This is a genomic window from Streptomyces sp. NPDC002403 (assembly GCF_053593015.1).
The window spans coordinates 1-15337 of record NZ_JBSFBQ010000023.1; the positions used below are offsets into that span (position 1 = coordinate 1).

Genomic DNA, 15337 nt, shown 5'->3' on the forward strand with positions numbered 1-15337 from the left:
AGGTCGTCCCACATGAACCAGAAGCGGTCCTGTCCGGGCGTACCGAAGAGGTACAGGATCAGGTCCTGGTCCAGGGTGATGCGACCGAAGTCCATGGCGACGGTCGTCGTCGTCTTGCCCCCGGTGTGCGTCAGGTCGTCGATGCCCGCGGAGGCGGACGTCATCACGGCTTCCGTACGCAACGGGTTGATCTCCGAGACGGCACCGACGAACGTGGTCTTGCCCACGCCGAAGCCCCCGGCCACCACGATCTTCGCCGAGGTGGTGGCCCGGGCCGCACCGCCACTAGAGCTTGCGAAGTCCACTGAGCACCCTTTCGAGCAGTGTCACATCCGGCGCGCCGCCGGCCTCTCCATTGCCCGGCTGGTGGATGGCCACCATGCCGGCTTCCGCCAGGTCCGCGACGAGAATCCGGGCCACACCGAGCGGCATCGACAGCAGCGCCGAGACCTCGGCCACCGACTTGACCTCACGGCAGAGGTGGCAGATCCGCTGGTGCTCGGGGAGCAGGGTCCCCAGATGCGCGGGGTCGGCCGTCGTGGAGACCAGTGCCTCTATGGCGAGCTGGTAGCGCGGCCGGGTCCGGCCACCGGTCATGGCATACGGGCGGACCAGTGGCTGGTCGCCTTCACCGTCGTACGACGCGTGGTGCAGTGCGCCGTACGGATCGGGTGAGGCGGGTGGCGGGGTCATGAATCCTCCGGGCGTGACAGCAGTGCGTCGGTTTGCCGTCTGAAGGGGCCGGTGGGGGGCTCTAAGCGGCCGGACGGGCGAGGGTTGAGGGCGTTACCTGGGGCAATCGAGTCTGTCATCGATCCATGGCCGCCTAATGGAGCAGGCTGCCCTGGAGCTCGGCACGGAGATCGGGGGTGAGGACGGTACCCGCACGGTCGACCAGCAGAGCCATCTCGTACCCCACCAGACCGATGTCGGCGTCCGGGTGGGCGAGGACGGCCAGCGAGGAACCGTCCGAGATGGACATCAGGAAGAGGAACCCGCGTTCCATCTCCACCACGGTCTGGCTGACGGCGCCGCCCTCGAAGATCCGGGACGCGCCCGCGGTCAGCGAGGTCAGCCCGGAGGCGACGGCGGCCAGCTGGTCGGCGCGGTCACGGGGGAATCCTTCGGACATGGCCAGCAGGAGTCCGTCGGCGGAGACCACCACCGTGTGCGACACCCCGGGGGTGTTGTCCACGAAGTTGGTGATCAACCAGTTCAGATTCTGCGCGGCCTGACTCATCGGGCTCAACTAACGCTCCTGCTGGTGAGTGGGGCCGAGTGGGAAACTGCCGGTCGACTGGCTGTTGTTGGCCTGCCGCCCCTGCTGGATGCCCCGGCGGAGATTGGTCAACCGCCCGCGTACATCATCGGGGGCGCGTGACACCTGCGGACCGGACTGATGGTTCTGCTGCTGAGCGGTACCCGGCACCAGGTTGGCGCGAGGTACCCGGCGCGGCAGTCCGGAAGTGGTGACTCCGCCTGCCGCGGGCTTCTTGACCCGCTCCGCCTGCCGTACGAGTTCATCGTTCGGCGAGGGGCGCCAGGAACTTGTGGGGCTGCCCGTGTCGTCTCCGCCGCGGCGCGGCGCCGGGGGAGCGGAAGGCTCCGGGGCCTGCTGCTGGTGGAGCGGCGCGGGAGCCTGCGGCTCGGCGGGCGGCTGCTGGCCGCCCTGCTGCGGGCCGTGGAACCAGTTCGTCTCCAGGGTGTCGTACAGCGGTGTACGACCGTCCCCGGGCCCGGCCGCCGGAGGCAGCGCCTCGGGCTGCGGCTGCGGCGGCAGCACCGGGCGGTACTGCGCGTCGCCGGCGGGCGGACGCGGGGCACCGAAGTTCTCGTCGTCCCGGCCGCGCTGACGCGGGGCCGGCAGGCCCTGGTCCTGCGCCCGGCCGGGCTGCGGCCCGCCGAAGTCGGGACGGGCGAACTGCGCGGTGCTCGCCGGGTCCTGGGACAGGTCCTGCGGGGCGTGGGCCTGCGGGGCCGGAGCCGAGAAGTCCGGGCGGGCGAACTCGGCGGTGGAGCCGGGGCCCTGGCTGTCGTCCATGGGTGCCCGCGGGTTGAGCGGCGGGCTCATCGGCCGCTGGAACTGGCCGGTGGACTCGGGCTCCTCGTGACCGCGCGGGGCGTCCAGCGGAGTACGCCGCGGCGCGGACGGGTCCTGGGCACCCCAGCTGGTGGTCTGCGGACGCTGCGGCTGAGGGTTGCCACCGGGCAGCTCGGCACGCGGGCCGCCGGCCGGGGGAAGCCGGCGCTCGGGCTCGCCCTGGCCGGCGGGCTGCTGGAAGCCGCCCTGGCCGGCGGGGTTCTGCCGGGCCTGCTGCGGCTGCGAGGGCTGCCACGGCGAGCCGGGGCCGTTCGGACCCTGCGGGCCGTTCTGGTCCTGGCGGTTCTGGCCGAACAGGTCGGGACGGCCCGACTCCGGACGGCCCGGTCCGTCGCCCTGGCCGCGGGCACCGAGGCGGGCGCCGTTGCCGAAGGCGCCGGCGAGTCCGCCGCCCTGACGCTGCGGTTCCGGGCGGGAACCGTCCTGCGGGCCGGTGCCGGACAGCCCGGCGGACTGGAATCCGGCGTTCTGCTGGCCCTGCTGGTTCGGCTGGTTCTGCTGGTGGCGGGGACCGCCGTCGCGGGAGGGCAGCGCGGCACGCGGCGCGGAGCCCGCACCGACCTGACCGCGCGAGGCGCCCGGACCCGAGGCGAGACGGCCGGCCGGGCCGGACGGGGCGCCGCCGAGGCCGGGCCGGGAGCCGTTGCCCGCACCCGCCGGGCCACCGGCGAGCAGACCGCCCGGGGCGCCGGACTGCTGCCCGGGTGCCTGCTTGGGGGCCGGCTGCTTGCCGCCGTGCGCGACATCGACGGGCAGCATGACCAGCGCGGTCGTGCCACCGGAGTCGGAGGGCCGCAGCTGGATCCGGATGCCGTGACGCAGGGACAGCCGGCCGACCACGAACAGACCCATGCGGCGGGAGACGGAGACGTCCACGGTGGGCGGCGAGGCGAGCCGCTCGTTGATCGCGGCGAGGTCCTCGGGGGAGAGGCCGATGCCGGTGTCGTGGATCTCGACCAGCACCCGCCCGTCGGGCAGCGCGTGACCGGTGACCCGGACCTTCGTCTGCGGCGAGGAGAACGACGTGGCGTTCTCCAGCAGCTCGGCGAGCAGGTGCACGAGGTCGTTGACCACGCGGCCCGCGACCTCGGTGGCGGGTACCGCGGCCAGTTCGATGCGCTCGTACTGCTCCACCTCGGAGGCGGCGGCACGGAGCACGTCGACCAGCGGGACGGGGCGGGTCCACCGGCGGCCCGGCTCCTCGCCCGCGAGGACGAGGAGGTTCTCGCCGTTACGGCGCATACGGGTCGCGAGGTGGTCGAGCTTGAAGAGCGAGGAGAGCTGGTCCGGGTCGGCCTCGCGCGACTCCAGTTCGGAGATGAGCGAGAGCTGACGCTGGATGAGGCCCTGGCTGCGGCGCGAGAGGTTGGTGAACATCGCGTTGACGTTGCCCCGGAGCAGGGCCTGCTCGGCGGCGAGGCGGACGGCCTCGCGGTGCACGTCGTCGAAGGCCGCGGCCACCTTGCCGATCTCGTCCCGGGAGTGCACACCGACCGACTCGACCGAGGTGTCCACGTCCTGCGGGTCGGCCTCGGAGAGCTGCTTGACGAGCTCGGGCAGCCGGTCCTGGGCCACGCGCGTGGCCGTGTCCTGGAGCCGCCGCAGCGAACGGATCATCGACCGGGCGACGACGAAGGCACCGACCAGCGAGACGCCGAGCACCAGCAGGATCAGCGCACCGCTGATGATCGCTTCGCGCTTGGACTCGTCGCGGAGCTCGCGGGCCTTGCCCTCCATGTCGCTGAGGAGGGTCTCCTCGATGGTCTTCATCGCCTGGATCTTGGTGGAGCTCTGGTCGTACCAGTCCAGGTAGGAACGGCGCGCGGTGCCGGTCATGCCCGAGGGGCTGTCCAGCACCTTCTTCGCGTAGGTGTTGGCGGCCTTGATCTCCGGGTTGCCCTCGTCGAGCGTGGCGGTCAGCTCGTCGGCGTTGTTGCCGGTCGCCCCGTACACGGCCTTGAAGGAGCGCAGGGCCGAGCTCTCCTTGCGCAGCGCGGCGCGGCCGAACTGCTTGTCGTTCTCGTCGAGATGCGGCTGCTTGTCGTTGCCGCCGGGCAGGGCCGCGGCGATGATCGCGCGCTGGACCGAGGCGTACTCCTTGGCGGAGGAGAAGGCCGCCAGTGCCCGGGTCCGCTTGATCATCTCGGAGTTGCTGGTCGCCTGCGCCATGTCCTGCGAGAGGCTCAGCAGCGAGGTGATCAGCTGGCTGTACTGGTCGACGGTCTGGAGACTCGGCGTGCCGTCGGCGTACGCCGTCTTGCGGATGTTGCGGATGTCGGCGAGCTGGCTCGCGATCTGGGTGACGCTCGAATAGATGCCTTCGAGCGCCTCGTCGCCGGTGGGGTCGCCGATCGAGGTCGTCGCGTCGAGGAAGGCCGTCTTCGCCCGGTCGGTCTTCTTGCGGGGCTCGGTGACCTTGAAGTCGTCGGGCTTCACCCCGTTGGCCAGCGGACCGGCCGAACGGTCGCGCTCCTCCTGGAGCGCCTGGGCGAGCGACGTCGCCTGCTTGGTCATCTTGGTCAGCAGCTGCATGTGGTCCAGCTGCTGGATGTCGCTCATGGACTCGTTGATCCGCAGTCCGCCCAGCGTGGTCGCGGCGACCACCGGAAGGGCGAGCAGGGAGACCAGACGCGTGCTGATGCGCCAGTTGCGAAGAGCGACGCGCGAGCCGGTGCTGACGGGGCCACGGGACTTCGACGACGCGACCGGATCGACGTCGCCGTTCGCCGCGGTACCGGGGCGCTGAGCACGGTCGCCGCTGTCGCCGCCCGCGGCAGGCCCGGGGTTCTGGGCGTGCTGGGCCGAGGGACCGCGGTCGGTCCCGCCGTGCGGCTCCTGCTCCGCCGCAGCGCTGCCATCCCTCTTGAAACGTCCCTGCACTAGCGTCGCAACCTCTGGACCAGGCGTTCCTCCGCGCGAGGCGATGGAACGGTGTCGGCGTCGTGGGGCGTCGGTACCCGCCCCATGGTGGTCGTGAGTGACCGGCGTCCTTCCCCTTTCCGCCGCCACTCGGCGCTCCGTTGCGCCCCCTGCGCGCCGGCTTGAAACCCGCGGCGGTGCGTGGAATTCCAGCACAGTGCCGGATCTCCAACAAGGGCCCCGTGCCGGGCCGTGACCTGAGTGACACGTTGTGACGACCGAGTAACAAGCCGTGGAGCGTGATCACGGGTAAACCGGACGATTACGGGTGAATCGGCGAAGCGTGAACGGTGTCCCAGTCGCCATGGTCAGGAGTGGAATGGCTGATTCAGTGACGTAATGTCCGTTTCTGTGAGCGTGACCGAGTGCCTGAAATGAGGGAATTGTCGACGCGGTCGTGAGCAAACTCACATGATGATCGCCGTCTCTTCCGGGCTCCGGGAGGGAATTGGATGTTTAGCCTGACGCTTTACAGGGATGGCAAATCCGACAACCGGCGCCCCTTCGGGCGGTGCCCGCAACCGACAGGGTCCGAACGGCAGATGAAGACGACGATGATGTTCCGCAACATTGCCAACCCCCGGCGCACCACGCTGGCGCACCTCAAGGACGCCGACGCGCTGCAGACGCCGGAGCAGCCGGAGCACGCCGTGGTCCTGCCCACCCAGACGGCCAACCCCCGCCGCACCATCCTCATGGAAGCCCCGGTCACCGCCGCGGTCGCGGAGTAGCGGGAGGCCCCGGACGGGCCCTGCCCCCTCAGCCGCGCCGGCGCCCCGCCTCCACGCGGCCGCCCCGTCACGCCGCCCGGCAATTGGGGCAATCCCCGCCGGGCAACGCGTTAGCCTGGAGCGTCAGTCTTCAGCCAGCAAGTGAGGGGCGACAGCATCCCGTGCGCATCGCCAGGTTCTCCATCGACGGCAATGTCGCCTTCGGCGCCGTCGAGGGCGAGGGGCCCGATGGTCTCGTCCTCGACATCATCAAGGGCATTCCGTACGCCGAGTTCGAGCTCTCCGGCACCAAGGTCCCGCTGAACAAGGTCCGCCTCCTGCCGCCCGTGCTCCCCAACAAGGTCGTGGCCATCGGCCGCAACTACGCGGAGCACGCCGCGGAACTCGGCAACGAGGTACCGGACGTCCCCGTCGCCTTCTTCAAGCCCACCACCTCGGTGATCGGCTCCGGCGACGCGATCGAGTACCCCTCCTTCTCGAACGAGCTCCACCACGAGGCCGAACTGGCCGTGGTCATCGGCCGCATGTGCCGGGAAGTGCCGCGCGAGCGCGTGAAGGACGTCATCTTCGGCTACACGTGCGCCAATGACGTCACCGCGCGCGACGCCCAGAAGCGCGAGAAGCAGTGGGCCCGGGCCAAGGGCTTCGACACCTCCTGCCCGCTCGGCCCCTGGGTGGAGACCGACCTCGACCCCCACGACCTGACCATCCAGGCCACGGTCAACGGCGAGCAACGCCAACTGGGCCGTACGAGCGACATGATCCGCTCGATCGAGGATCTGGTCGTCCACATCACGGAAGCCATGACGCTGCTCCCGGGTGATGTGATCCTCACCGGCACTCCCGCAGGGGTCGGACCCCTCCATGTCGGCGACGAGGTCGCCGTCACCATCGAAGGCATCGGCACTCTCACCAACAAGGTGATCAAGCGTGGTTAACGCACCAGTCCGTGTACGTTTCTGTCCCTCGCCGACCGGCAACCCCCACGTGGGCCTGGTCCGCACCGCCCTGTTCAACTGGGCCTTCGCCCGGCACCACGGCGGCACCCTGGTCTTCCGCATCGAGGACACGGACGCCGCCCGTGACTCCGAGGACTCCTACAACCAGCTCCTGGAGTCGATGCGCTGGCTCGGCTTCGACTGGGACGAGGGCCCCGAGGTCGGCGGCCCGCACGCCCCGTACCGCCAGTCGCAGCGCATGGACATCTACAAGGATGTCGCCGACAGGCTCCTCGCGGGCGGGTACGCGTACCACTGCTACTGCACCACCGAGGAGCTCGACGCCCGCCGCGACGCCGCCCGTGCCGCCGGCAAGCCGTCCGGCTACGACGGCCACTGCCGCGAGCTGAGCACCGAGCAGATCGCCGCGTACGAGGCCGAGGGCCGGACGTCCATCGTCCGCTTCCGGATGCCCGACGAGGCGCTCACCTTCACCGACCTGGTCCGCGGCGAGCTGACCTTCCAGCCGGAGAACGTGCCGGACTACGGCATCGTCCGCGCCAACGGCGCCCCGCTCTACACGCTGGTCAACCCGGTCGACGACGCGCTGATGGAGATCACCCACGTCCTGCGCGGCGAGGACCTGCTCTCCTCCACCCCCCGCCAGCTCGCCCTCTACAAGGCGCTCATCGAGCTGGGCATCGCCAAGGACACCCCCGCCTTCGGCCACCTGCCGTACGTCATGGGCGAGGGCAACAAGAAGCTCTCCAAGCGCGACCCGCAGGCCTCGCTCAACCTCTACCGCGAGCGCGGCTTCCTGCCGGAGGGGCTGCTCAACTACCTCTCCCTGCTGGGCTGGTCGATCGCCGAGGACCGCGACATCTTCTCGATCGAGGAGATGGTGGCCGCGTTCGACATCGGGGACGTCAACGCCAACCCGGCGCGCTTCGACCTGAAGAAGTGCGAGCACATCAACGCCGAGCACATCCGCAAGATGGACGTGAAGGCGTTCACCGAGGCCTGCGGCCCCTGGCTGAAGGCGCCGTTCGCCCCGTGGGCCCCGGAGGCCTTCGACGCGGAGCAGTTCGAGGCCATCGCCCCGCACGCCCAGACCCGCGTCACGGTCCTCTCGGACATCACGGCCAACGTCGACTTCCTCTTCCTCGACGAGCCGGCGACGGACGAGGCGTCCTGGACCAAGGCGATGAAGGAGGGCTCCGACGCCCTCCTCACCACGGCCCGCGCCAAGCTGGCCGACGCCGAGTGGAACGCGGACGCCCTGAAGAACGCCATCCTCACCGCGGGCGAGGAGCACGGCCTGAAGCTCGGCAAGGCCCAGGCCCCGGTCCGCGTCGCCGTCACCGGCCGCACGATCGGCCTGCCGCTCTTCGAGTCCCTGGAGATCCTGGGCCGCGAGAAGACGCTGGCCCGCGTGGACGCCGCCCTGGCGAAGCTGACCGCGTAACGCCCGTATGTACGCCGGAGGCCGGGGTTCCCGCAGGGGAGCCCCGGCCTCCGGCCGTTCACGGCGCCTGCGGCACCCCGCGCGACGCCCTCCCGCGCCCGGCACGTGACCGCTAGCCTGGCCGCATGGTCATCCGAGCCGTGCTCTGGGACATCGACGACACGATCTTCGACTACAGCGGCGCCGACCGCGCCGGCATGCGTGCGCACCTCGAACAGGAGGGCCTGCCCGACGGATACGGCGACGCCGAGCAGGCACTGGACGCGTGGCGTGCGATCACCGATGCGCACTGGGCGCGATTCGCGGCCGGGGAGACGGACTTCCTGGGGCAGCGCCGGGACCGGGTCAGGGAGTTCGTCTCGCGGGCGCTGGAGGACGAACAGGCCGACGACTGGTTCGCCCGGCACGCGGCCCACTACGAGGCCGCCTGGGCGCTCTTCCCGGACGTGCTGCCGGTCCTCGATCTGCTGGCCGACCGGTTCCGGCACGCCGTGCTGTCGAACTCCAGCATCCGCAACCAGGACCGCAAGCTGCGCGCGCTCGGTGTGCGGGACCGTTTCGAGGCCGTGGTGTGCGCCGTCGAGCTGGGCGTCTCCAAGCCGGAGGCAGGCGCCTTCCACGCCGCTTGCGAGGCGCTGGCGCTGGAGCCGGGGGAGGTCGCGTACGTGGGGGACGAGCCGGACATCGACGCCGGCGGGGCGGTCGCCGCCGGACTGATGGGGATCTGGCTGGACCGGGGCGGACGCGGCGGACGGCCCGGGCTCGTCCGCATCAGCGGGCTCGATCAGCTGCCCGGACTGCTGGCGGGCAATACCCGTTTTGGAGCGCCGGACACCTTCGGGTAATGTTCTTCCTGCGCCGCCCGAGCGGAACGAAAGATCCGGACGGGAAGCGCAAGCCGAACAAAACCCCTCGCCAGGGGTTGAGTTTTGGTGGGCTATGGTGTAATTGGCAACACTACGGTTTCTGGTACCGTCATTCTAGGTTCGAGTCCTGGTAGCCCAGCGCAGAAATGCAAAAGTAGTAACAAGCCCCCGTTGTGTAGCGGCCTAGCACGCTGCCCTCTCACGGCAGTAGCGCCGGTTCGAATCCGGTCGGGGGTACAGATCCTTCCCGCGAGATCATCTGGGTCGCACCCACGCTCTCGATGCAGGATCGCTAGGGCCCCCGTTGTGTAGCGGCCTAGCACGCTGCCCTCTCACGGCAGTAGCGCCGGTTCGAATCCGGTCGGGGGTACTTGTAACACCATGGGCTATGGTGTAATTGGCAACACTACGGTTTCTGGTACCGTCATTCTAGGTTCGAGTCCTGGTAGCCCAGCGCAGAAATGCAACAAGCAGTATCAAGCCCCCGTTGTGTAGCGGCCTAGCACGCTGCCCTCTCACGGCAGTAGCGCCGGTTCGAATCCGGTCGGGGGTACAACAGCAGGACGGACAAAGGCCCTTCACCTCGGTGGAGGGCCTTTGCTGTTGGCCCGCGAGGCCCGTTCGGGCCGCGGGCCCGCTCAGAGGCCGTAGCGCCGGGCCGACTCCTCCTCCTGGGCCATCCTGCGCAGGGCCATCAGCAACGGCTCGTAGAGCACGGCCGACGCGACCGCCATCTCCACCTGCTCCGACTCCGTGGGATGAGTCTCCATCATGTCCAGTTCCTGGACGGCGACTTGATGCATCAGGCCGGCCTGCTCGGCCAGGTAGTCGACATCACATGGGTAGCCGAGGCGGATCAGGGTGGCCACCGAGGAAACCAGTGCGCGATACGTGGGGGAGAGGGTGCCGATCTCCTGCGACGTCGCCCAGCCGATCCGGTCCAGGAGCCGCTCGACCTCCGCGCGGGCGCTCGCGGTCTCCGGGGCCTCCTCGTCGGGGTCGGGGCCGTGCGGGAGCGACCACAGCGCCGCACCCAGCCGGATCGTCCGGCCCAGGGATTCGTCGTCGATGTGCGAGAGGACCTCGCGTGCCGTGGCCACGGGAAGGCGGCCCACCTGGATCAGGGCCCGCACCAGACGCAGCCGGCGCACATGGCTCTCGTCGTAATCGGCCTGCGTCGCGGTGATCCGTCGGCCGGGGTGCAGCAGTCCCTCCCGCAGGTAGTACTTGATCGTCGCGGTCTTGACGCCGCTCGTCCCGCTCAGTTCCGAGAGCCGCATGTTCCGTGCCTTCCCTTGCGCCACCTCTTGGGCAGTGCCACTATCCAATCATTGGATAGTGCGACTCTCCAACGAAGGAAGGGGCAGGCATGTTCGCGAGGCCGAATCAGGGACGGACCACCGCCGCGGCCGAGGGGGAGGTGGTCGTGCTGCTCATCGGGATGCGCATCAACCACTTCTGGGGCGTGCACCATTGGCTGCCCGTGCTGCTGGCCATGCCGCGCATGCTGCGGGAGTTGAGCAAGGACAAGGGGCGTGGCCTGCTGGGCCACACGCTGTTGACCGGCTCGCCGCGGACGTACTACGTCGTCCAGTACTGGGAGTCGAAGGAGAAGCTCTACGCGTACGCGAGCGCTCCCGACATGTTCCACCGCAAGGCCTGGGCGATCATGAACCGCAAGGAGAAGAAGTCCCGGCGGCACGTGGGGCTGTGGCACGAGGCGTACATCGTGCCCGAGGGCGGGTACGAATCGATCTACGCCGACATGCCGGCCTACGGGCTGGCCGGGGCCACCGGCGTGCTGCCGCTGGAGGCGCGCGGACGTCGGGGGGCCGACCGTCTCGCACACCGCTCGTCCGCGGAGTGAGGCCTGGCGAATGAGGTGCTGGGAGGGGGCCGCCGCGACGCTGGGGCGGCCGGGATCTGCCGGATGTCTCAGCCGTTGCGGCGCAGGGCCTCGCTGAGCCTGGCCGCCGAGTCGATGACCGCCTGGGCGTGCATCCGGCCCGGGTGCCTGGTCAGCCGCTCGATCGGTCCGGAGACCGAGACGGCGGCGACCACCCGGTTCGAGGGGCCGCGCACCGGGGCCGAGACCGAGGCCACGCCCGGCTCGCGCTCGCCGATCGACTGGGCCCAGCCCCTGCGCCGTACGCCCGAGAGCGCCGTCGCCGTGAAGCGGGCACCCTGGAGGCCGCGGTGCAGGCGCTCCGGCTCCTCCCAGGCCATCAGGATCTGGGCCGAGGAGCCGGCCTTCATGGTGAGCGTGGAGCCGACCGGCACGGTGTCCCGCAGGCCGGACAGCCGTTCCGCCGCCGCCACGCAGATCCGCATGTCGCCCTGGCGGCGGTAGAGCTGCGCGCTCTCGCCGGTGATGTCGCGCAGGTGCGTGAGCACCGGGCCCGCCGTGGCCAGCAGACGGTCCTCGCCCGCCGCCGCCGCGAGTTCCGCGAGCCGGGGGCCGAGAATGAAACGGCCCTGCATGTCCCTCGCCACCATCCGGTGGTGTTCCAGTGCCACGGCCAGTCGGTGGGCCGTGGGTCGTGCGAGCCCGGTCGCCGCGACCAGCCCGGCGAGGGTGGCCGGACCGGACTCCAGGGCGCTCAATACCAGAGCTGCCTTGTCGAGAACGCCGACGCCGCTAGAGTTGTCCATACGACGATACTCCCGTCTCACTCTGTGAAACGCAAGTTCAATATTCGGCGGAAGTTGCGAACCTGTAGGGGCGGCCACACAACGGCCCGCAGCCACCGCCCCGCACGGGGGTCCGGACGGCGGCGCACCAAATCTCTAGTTGGGCCGGCGAAGACGCCGGCCGGAGGGAAAGCGATGGGTAGGACACTCGCGGAGAAGGTCTGGGACGACCATGTCGTCCGGCGCGCCGAAGGTGAGCCCGACCTCCTCTTCATCGATCTGCACCTGCTGCACGAGGTGACCAGCCCCCAGGCCTTCGACGGCCTCCGGCAGGCCGGACGCCGGGTGCGGCGCCTCGATCTCACCATCGCCACCGAGGATCACAACACCCCGACCCTCGACATCGACAAGCCGATCGCCGACCCGGTCTCCCGCGCCCAGCTGGAGACCCTGCGCAAGAACTGCGCGGAGTTCGGCGTGCGGCTGCACCCCCTGGGCGACGTCGAGCAGGGCGTCGTGCACGTGGTCGGCCCGCAGCTGGGCCTGACCCAGCCCGGCACCACCGTGGTCTGCGGCGACTCCCACACGTCCACGCACGGCGCCTTCGGCGCGCTGGCGTTCGGCATCGGCACCAGCCAGGTCGAGCACGTGCTCGCCACCCAGACGCTGCCGCTGGCCCGCCCGAAGACCATGGCGATCACCATCGACGGCGAACTGCCCGACGGTGTCACGGCCAAGGACCTGATCCTCGCGATCATCGCCCGGATCGGCACCGGCGGCGGCCAGGGCTACATCCTGGAGTACCGCGGCTCCGCCATCGAGAAGCTCTCGATGGAAGCCCGGATGACCATCTGCAACATGTCGATCGAGGCCGGCGCCCGGGCGGGCATGATCGCCCCGGACGAGACCACCTTCGACTACCTGAAGGGCCGCGACCACGCCCCGCAGGGCGAGGACTGGGACGCCGCCGTCGCGTACTGGAAGACGCTGCGCACCGACGACGACGCGGTCTTCGACGCCGAGGTCGTCATCGACGCGGCCGAACTGGCCCCGTTCGTCACCTGGGGCACCAACCCCGGCCAGGGCGCGCCCCTGTCGGCCAACGTCCCCGACCCTGCTTCGTACGAGGACGCCTCGGAGCGCAATGCCGCGGAAAAGGCTCTGGAGTACATGGGGTTGACCGCCGGCCAGCCGCTGCGCGAGATCAACGTGGACACCGTCTTCGTAGGCTCCTGCACCAACGGCCGGATCGAGGACCTGCGCAACGCGGCCGAGATCCTGGACGGACGCAAAGTCGCCGACGGGGTACGGATGCTGGTCGTCCCGGGTTCCGTCCGGGTCGCCCTGCAGGCCGTCGAGGAGGGCCTGGACAAGGTCTTCACCGCCGCGGGTGCCGAATGGCGGCACGCCGGCTGCTCGATGTGTCTCGGCATGAACCCCGACCAGCTGGCCCCCGGCGAGCGCTCCGCCTCCACCTCGAACCGCAACTTCGAGGGCCGGCAGGGCAAGGGCGGCCGTACGCACCTGGTCTCCCCGCAGGTCGCCGCCGCCACCGCCGTGCTGGGTCACCTGGCCTCGCCGGCCGACCTGTCCGACGCCCGTACGCCTGCCGGAGTCTGAGAATCATGGAAGCTTTCACCACACACACCGGCCGGGCCGTCCCGCTGCGCCGCAGCAACGTCGACACCGACCAGATCATCCCCGCCCACTGGCTGAAGAAGGTCACCCGGGACGGCTTCGAGGACGGGCTCTTCGAGGCCTGGCGCAAGGACGAGAACTTCGTCCTCAACCGTCCGGAGCGCAAGGGCGCCACCGTCCTGGTCGCCGGACCCGACTTCGGCACCGGGTCGTCCCGCGAACACGCCGTCTGGGCGCTGCAGAACTACGGCTTCAAGGCCGTCGTCTCCTCCCGGTTCGCCGACATCTTCCGCGGCAACTCGCTGAAGAACGGGCTGTTGACCGTGGTGCTCGACCAGAAGGTGGTCGACGCGCTCTGGGAGCTGACCGAGGCCGACCCCACGGCCGAGATCACCGTCGACCTGGAGGCTCGCCAGGTCCGGGCCGGGGGCATCACCGCCGACTTCGAGCTCGACGAGAACTCCCGTTGGCGACTGCTCAACGGGCTGGACGACATCAGCCTCACCCTTCAGAACGAAGCGGACATCGCGACTTATGAGGTGGCAAGGCCGACCTTCAAGCCGCGTACAATTAACGCCTGAGCAGCGCGTTTCCAGGACTGCGCCCCCTGCCATCTGGTAGGGGGCGCAGTCGCTTGTTGAGACCCCGTCGGGCGACAACTCGCCCCAGATGGCACAATCGGTGCATGGAACGCGACAGCCAACTCAAGCTTTACGGCCAAGTCGCCGACCGATTGAAGGAAGCGCACACAAGAGTGCGCGCACTGCAAGTCCCGGAGGGCGTAAGGATGGCGCTGTCCCGGAAGCTGTTGGTCATCACGGCCGCGGCTAAGCACGATCTCCCGGATGCGGCAAGGCGTCTGGACCGGTTGATGAAGGACCTCGATGAGGGCCGATTCCCCGAAGGTGACTGACTCTGCGGAACTGTGCAGCGGTCGACTTCGTTGCGGCACTAGGGTGATTAGCCCGTTTCGTGTTTGATTTGCGGTATATATCTGCCTAACGTGCGAAAACGCTTGAACACATTCGTTCTGGCAATGTCTCCGAAGGGGAAGACGTGAACAAGGCGCAGCTCGTAGAAGCGATTGCCGACAAGGTCGGAGGCCGCCAGCAGGCCGCCGACGCCGTCGACGCGGTACTCGACGCGATCGTCCGTGCGGTTGTCGCAGGGGACCGTGTCTCGGTCACCGGCTTCGGCTCGTTCGAGAAGGTCGACCGCCCCGCCCGTTACGCCCGCAACCCGCAGACGGGTGAGCGCGTGCGGGTCAAGAAGACCTCGGTTCCCCGCTTCCGCGCGGGCCAGGGCTTCAAGGACCTGGTGAGCGGCTCGAAGAAGCTCCCCAAGGGCGGCGAAGTGGCCGTGAAGAAGGCGCCCAAGGGCAGCCTCTCGGGTGGTCCCTCCACCCGTACGACGACCAAGGCCGCCGCCAAGAAGGCCACGGCGAAGAAGGCCACGGCGAAGAAGGCCACCGCCAAGAAGACCACCGCGGCGAAGACCACGGCGGCCAAGAAGACCACCGCGAAGAAGACCACCGCGGCGGCCAAGAAGACCACGGCGGCCGCGAAGAAGACCACCGCGGCGGCGAAGAAGACGACGGCCGCCAAGAAGGCCGTCGCCAGCAAGACCGCGCCCGCGAAGAAGGCCACGGCGAAGAAGGCGCCCGCGAAGAAGACCACGGCGCGCAAGACCACGGCGAAGAAGGCCACTGCACGGAAGAAGTGAGACCGAGCCGCGCAGGGCTACTACTCACACGCGCCGGGCCGGGCTCCCCTCGGGGAGCCCGGCCCGCGGGCTGTCATGGGCGCCGTACACGTCGCTCGTCATGTCCGCGTCCGCGTTCAGAACGTCTGGAGCGTCACCAGGGTGATCCGCAGCTCCGCACCCTCGCCGCTGCCCTCGATCCGCACCCGCTGCCCCGGACGCAGCAGCCGCAGACCGCCCGCGTCGAAGGCCCGGGCGTCGAAATCCACCGGGGTGCCGTCGTCGAGCAGCACGCTGCCGGTGCGGGTCTCGGGGTCGTAGGTGTACGAGGTCGCCTGCATGGGCGG

At 69.7% G+C, this 15337-nt stretch carries 16 protein-coding genes and 5 tRNA genes; 14 read left to right on the forward strand and 7 right to left on the reverse strand.

Annotated elements, in window-relative coordinates; all coding sequences use genetic code 11:
* The 4 genes from ACWCPY_RS23770 to ACWCPY_RS23785 form a co-directional block, all read right to left on the reverse strand.
* Window positions 1–305, reverse strand: a 305-nt coding sequence (locus tag ACWCPY_RS23770) for a GTP-binding protein (RefSeq protein WP_350985934.1), incomplete at its 3' end; no start/stop codon positions are given.
* Window positions 286–693, reverse strand: coding sequence for a DUF742 domain-containing protein (locus ACWCPY_RS23775; RefSeq protein ID WP_003966010.1), 408 nt, complete (start codon window positions 691–693; stop codon window positions 286–288). The genes ACWCPY_RS23770 and ACWCPY_RS23775, both read right to left, overlap by 20 nt.
* A 133-nt stretch (window positions 694–826) precedes the next feature.
* The gene (locus ACWCPY_RS23780) at window positions 827–1249 is read right to left on the reverse strand and encodes a roadblock/LC7 domain-containing protein (RefSeq protein ID WP_003966009.1); all 423 of its coding nucleotides are present in this window, start codon (window positions 1247–1249) and stop codon (window positions 827–829) included.
* Entirely contained in the window at window positions 1250–4981 is a 3732-nt protein-coding gene (locus ACWCPY_RS23785) for a nitrate- and nitrite sensing domain-containing protein (protein WP_451268028.1), read from the reverse strand.
* A 581-nt stretch (window positions 4982–5562) separates the two neighbouring features.
* On the opposite strand from ACWCPY_RS23785, the gene ACWCPY_RS23790 reads away from it, so the two are divergent.
* The 9 genes from ACWCPY_RS23790 to ACWCPY_RS23830 all read left to right on the forward strand — a co-directional run bounded on the left by ACWCPY_RS23790 (window position 5563) and on the right by ACWCPY_RS23830 (window position 9573).
* Window positions 5563–5751, forward strand: coding sequence for a hypothetical protein (locus ACWCPY_RS23790; protein WP_451268030.1), 189 nt, complete (start codon window positions 5563–5565; stop codon window positions 5749–5751).
* A gap of 161 nt (window positions 5752–5912) precedes the next feature.
* Window positions 5913–6689, forward strand: coding sequence for a fumarylacetoacetate hydrolase family protein (locus ACWCPY_RS23795; protein WP_072487282.1), 777 nt, complete (start codon window positions 5913–5915; stop codon window positions 6687–6689).
* The gene (gltX, locus tag ACWCPY_RS23800) at window positions 6682–8154 is read left to right on the forward strand and encodes a glutamate--tRNA ligase (protein WP_451268032.1); all 1473 of its coding nucleotides are present in this window, start codon (window positions 6682–6684) and stop codon (window positions 8152–8154) included. The genes ACWCPY_RS23795 and gltX overlap by 8 nt, the downstream gene beginning before the upstream one ends.
* 125 nt (window positions 8155–8279) lie before the next feature.
* Window positions 8280–8999, forward strand: a complete 720-nt coding sequence (locus tag ACWCPY_RS23805) for an HAD family hydrolase (protein ID WP_451268034.1) — start codon at window positions 8280–8282, stop codon at window positions 8997–8999.
* Window positions 9000–9087: 88 nt separating this feature from the next.
* Window positions 9088–9159, forward strand: a tRNA-Gln gene (locus ACWCPY_RS23810).
* Window positions 9160–9184: 25 nt separating this feature from the next.
* Window positions 9185–9257: transfer RNA gene (locus ACWCPY_RS23815), tRNA-Glu, on the forward strand.
* Window positions 9258–9317: 60 nt separating this feature from the next.
* Window positions 9318–9390, forward strand: a tRNA-Glu gene (locus ACWCPY_RS23820).
* Window positions 9391–9402: 12 nt separating this feature from the next.
* A tRNA-Gln gene (locus ACWCPY_RS23825) sits at window positions 9403–9474 on the forward strand.
* Between the two features lie 26 nt (window positions 9475–9500).
* Window positions 9501–9573, forward strand: a tRNA-Glu gene (locus ACWCPY_RS23830).
* Between the two features lie 85 nt (window positions 9574–9658).
* Here the strand turns inward: ACWCPY_RS23830 and ACWCPY_RS23835 are convergent.
* Window positions 9659–10300: a MerR family transcriptional regulator gene (locus ACWCPY_RS23835; RefSeq protein WP_451268036.1), complete on the reverse strand. Its 642-nt coding sequence runs from the start codon at window positions 10298–10300 to the stop codon at window positions 9659–9661.
* 89 nt (window positions 10301–10389) lie between these two features.
* Between ACWCPY_RS23835 and ACWCPY_RS23840 the strand changes: the two genes are divergently transcribed.
* Complete coding sequence (locus ACWCPY_RS23840; RefSeq protein WP_451268038.1) at window positions 10390–10887, forward strand: DUF4188 domain-containing protein; 498 nt, start codon at window positions 10390–10392, stop codon at window positions 10885–10887.
* 68 nt (window positions 10888–10955) lie between these two features.
* Here ACWCPY_RS23840 and ndgR read toward each other — a convergent pair whose 3' ends face one another.
* On the reverse strand, window positions 10956–11672 hold the full coding sequence (gene ndgR, locus ACWCPY_RS23845) for an IclR family transcriptional regulator NdgR (protein WP_030928691.1): 717 nt from the start codon (window positions 11670–11672) through the stop codon (window positions 10956–10958).
* 174 nt (window positions 11673–11846) lie between these two features.
* On the opposite strand from ndgR, the gene leuC reads away from it, so the two are divergent.
* From leuC to ACWCPY_RS23865, 4 genes are all read left to right on the forward strand, one after another.
* The gene (gene leuC / locus ACWCPY_RS23850; RefSeq protein ID WP_451268040.1) at window positions 11847–13271 is read left to right on the forward strand and encodes a 3-isopropylmalate dehydratase large subunit; all 1425 of its coding nucleotides are present in this window, start codon (window positions 11847–11849) and stop codon (window positions 13269–13271) included.
* Between the two features lie 5 nt (window positions 13272–13276).
* Entirely contained in the window at window positions 13277–13870 is a 594-nt protein-coding gene (leuD, locus tag ACWCPY_RS23855) for a 3-isopropylmalate dehydratase small subunit (protein ID WP_451268042.1), read from the forward strand.
* Between the two features lie 104 nt (window positions 13871–13974).
* A complete protein-coding gene (locus tag ACWCPY_RS23860) occupies window positions 13975–14202 on the forward strand; it encodes an SCO5555 family protein (protein WP_072487271.1) in 228 nt (75 codons plus the stop codon).
* Window positions 14203–14345: 143 nt separating this feature from the next.
* Entirely contained in the window at window positions 14346–15011 is a 666-nt protein-coding gene (locus tag ACWCPY_RS23865; RefSeq protein WP_451268044.1) for an HU family DNA-binding protein, read from the forward strand.
* Between the two features lie 116 nt (window positions 15012–15127).
* Here the strand turns inward: ACWCPY_RS23865 and ACWCPY_RS23870 are convergent, their stop codons facing one another.
* Window positions 15128–15331: a hypothetical protein gene (locus ACWCPY_RS23870; protein ID WP_403778400.1), complete on the reverse strand. Its 204-nt coding sequence runs from the start codon at window positions 15329–15331 to the stop codon at window positions 15128–15130.
* Between the last annotated feature and the right edge of the window lie 6 nt (window positions 15332–15337).